The 2206-nt window shown below is 39.8% G+C and carries 3 protein-coding genes and 1 pseudogene; all 4 read right to left on the reverse strand.

The window, feature by feature from the left end; genetic code table 11:
• Positions 1–160 precede the first annotated feature (160 nt).
• A pseudogene (locus ACUVXA_RS19980) lies at positions 161–316 on the reverse strand (HepT-like ribonuclease domain-containing protein); the annotation flags it as partial.
• Positions 317–379: 63 nt separating this feature from the next.
• A complete protein-coding gene (gene mntA / locus ACUVXA_RS19985; protein WP_445873050.1) occupies positions 380–781 on the reverse strand; it encodes a type VII toxin-antitoxin system MntA family adenylyltransferase antitoxin in 402 nt (133 codons plus the stop codon).
• 2 nt (positions 782–783) lie between these two features.
• A complete protein-coding gene (locus ACUVXA_RS19990) occupies positions 784–1140 on the reverse strand; it encodes a nucleotidyltransferase domain-containing protein (protein ID WP_445873051.1) in 357 nt (118 codons plus the stop codon).
• Positions 1118–1507, reverse strand: a complete 390-nt coding sequence (locus ACUVXA_RS19995; RefSeq protein ID WP_445873052.1) for a HEPN domain-containing protein — start codon at positions 1505–1507, stop codon at positions 1118–1120. The genes ACUVXA_RS19990 and ACUVXA_RS19995 overlap by 23 nt, the downstream gene beginning before the upstream one ends.
• Positions 1508–2206: the final 699 nt, after the last annotated feature.

A 2206-nucleotide genomic window follows, 5' to 3' on the forward strand; every position in this document is an offset into this window, starting at 1 on the left:
CCTCCTCACCAAAGGTTCGTCGCTGGAAAGTAGTCGATAACGACTGGAAGTTATTCCTTCGCAATGGAAGATATCTGGTCTCTTTAGTTTCTTTAGTTTCTTTGGTTTATTTGGTTTTGGCTTATTTTTTTATCACATTCTCGAAAATAGGACATTGGTATTATTTCAATTTCAGTTTTTCCTCTATCCTCGTTAGAAAATTTTTAATAGCTTTATCTCCTTTTTGCAATATATTGCAGACAATTTCATAATCTATCTTTTCATAATCATGGGTTATGATGTTCCTGAATCCAACCATTTTGACAAGATTGGCAGCAAGTGTTGCGCTGAAGTATCTTCAGATATTTCTTTACAGAACTTATCTTGTTTTCGATTAGTTTTATACGGCCCACACAGGCGCCTTTGTTAAATTATGTTTAGTCAGCATTTTCTGGAAATCAAAATACTCATTTAAAATTATAGGTTCTAAAATTACCTTAAACGGCTCCTTCTCATAGATCAAACGGCCCTCTTTAATGATCATGTATCTCAAGACAGGGTTATCCGTTAAATTCAAAATGACCACATCTATACTATCGGTTTTTAGTAGCTTGCCGATTCTGACAATCATATCGGCTTTAATCTCATAAATCCTTGTTTTATCTTTTGTATCAAGATAAATGGCAAAATCATAATCGCTTAAGGGACCCTCGCTGCCTGTTGCCATTGAACCAAATAAATACACCAGTTTTATCTCAGGGTATGTCCTGAAAATGGAATTTAGCTTTTTATCTTCTTTCATCTCTATCTGGTTTGTATAGTATTCGAGATCTTACTTTTTGGGGTTGTTAAAAGTATACTGCCTTCCAGCGTGGCTCTATAATTTTCCATTTCCTCAGGTGTTGCCACAATTATATCTATCCCTATCTTGAGCCTGTCAGAAAAAAAACTAAAATAGCGCTTAATTCTTTCTACTGGGTTTGGGTCCTGCCTTTCTGCCACAATAAATATATCAATATCACTTAACCCGGTTTCTTCTCCCTTTGCAAGAGAACCAAATAGCCGTATATCATGTATTTCCGGAAATTCCTTTGATGCGTCTTCACTTACTTTTCGCAATTTTTTAAGTATTTCCTCTCTATTTAGCCAGATTGCTTTCACAGAACCGGATGATACTACCAGCCGCATCTATTGCCTCCTTTGCCTGTTTTTCAGTAAAGTAATCCGCTGGCTTGCCTGAAGGAAATCCATTCGGATATCTTGTCGGGATGTAATATATATCAAGGAGTTTTGCTTTGTCCTTCAATTCCTCAGGGATATCAATCTTACATGTCAGAATATTGATTATCTCTATAAGAGAGTGCCCCCATATATTTAAGCCGAGCTTAAGTGCAAGTGCTTTTAAGACCTTTTCTGCTGATTGCTGGGAGGTAAAGCATGCCCATTCATAATATTTATTTTCAAGGTCTAACTTTGCTCGCTCAAAGTCCCTCCTGCCCTGTTCCAGCCAGTCATTCCATCTGTTCATTCAATAACTCCTTTACTATCTAATTATATATCATAGAACGGAAAAAGGGAGGGCCTACTTTTTCTTATGCTTCTATTTTTCGGCCTTTCCCTTTGCCTCCGCATGGACCATGTCTGTGTAGAGTGTCAATCCTTGACATTGTGGAGTGTGAATCCTTGACAATGGACTGCCTGTCGCGAGAGATGAGTCGTTGCCGCCTGGAACTGATTTCGTGGCAAGTTCGGGATGGAAATTAGTGCTGCGCAATGGAAGTGAGGCTTCGCCTGGAATTCGTTGAGATGGTGATAAATATGGTTATCTGCTAACGTTCTTTCTATCATTGGAATCAATCAGAGGAACCTTTTATCGATCCTCTAAGGTCTTCAATCGTTTTTATTCTTGATTGAGATGCGCACCCTTGGAGCTAATGGCTTCTTTTCTTTTTTTATACATCAGGGGCCATTGGCTGGCTTCTTTAAGGATTGAATCGAAGCCGAAGCCAAACCCAAAGGCCAGGCAGAAAAGCTTAAAATAAGCTTCGAATGAGGAGTCGGGGGGAGGCGAGGAGAATTGGGGGAAAATAAGCAGGGTGACGATAAGCCCCAAAATGAGGGAAGCGATGGCGCTGATGAGATAGCGGCGGCTGAAGCCCTGGATTTCGCCTTCCTTTGGATATTCCGGTCAAACAGGCCACCCATTCCGGTTCAAAATGGCCACCAG

It is taken from the genome of Candidatus Jordarchaeum sp. (assembly GCF_052745115.1).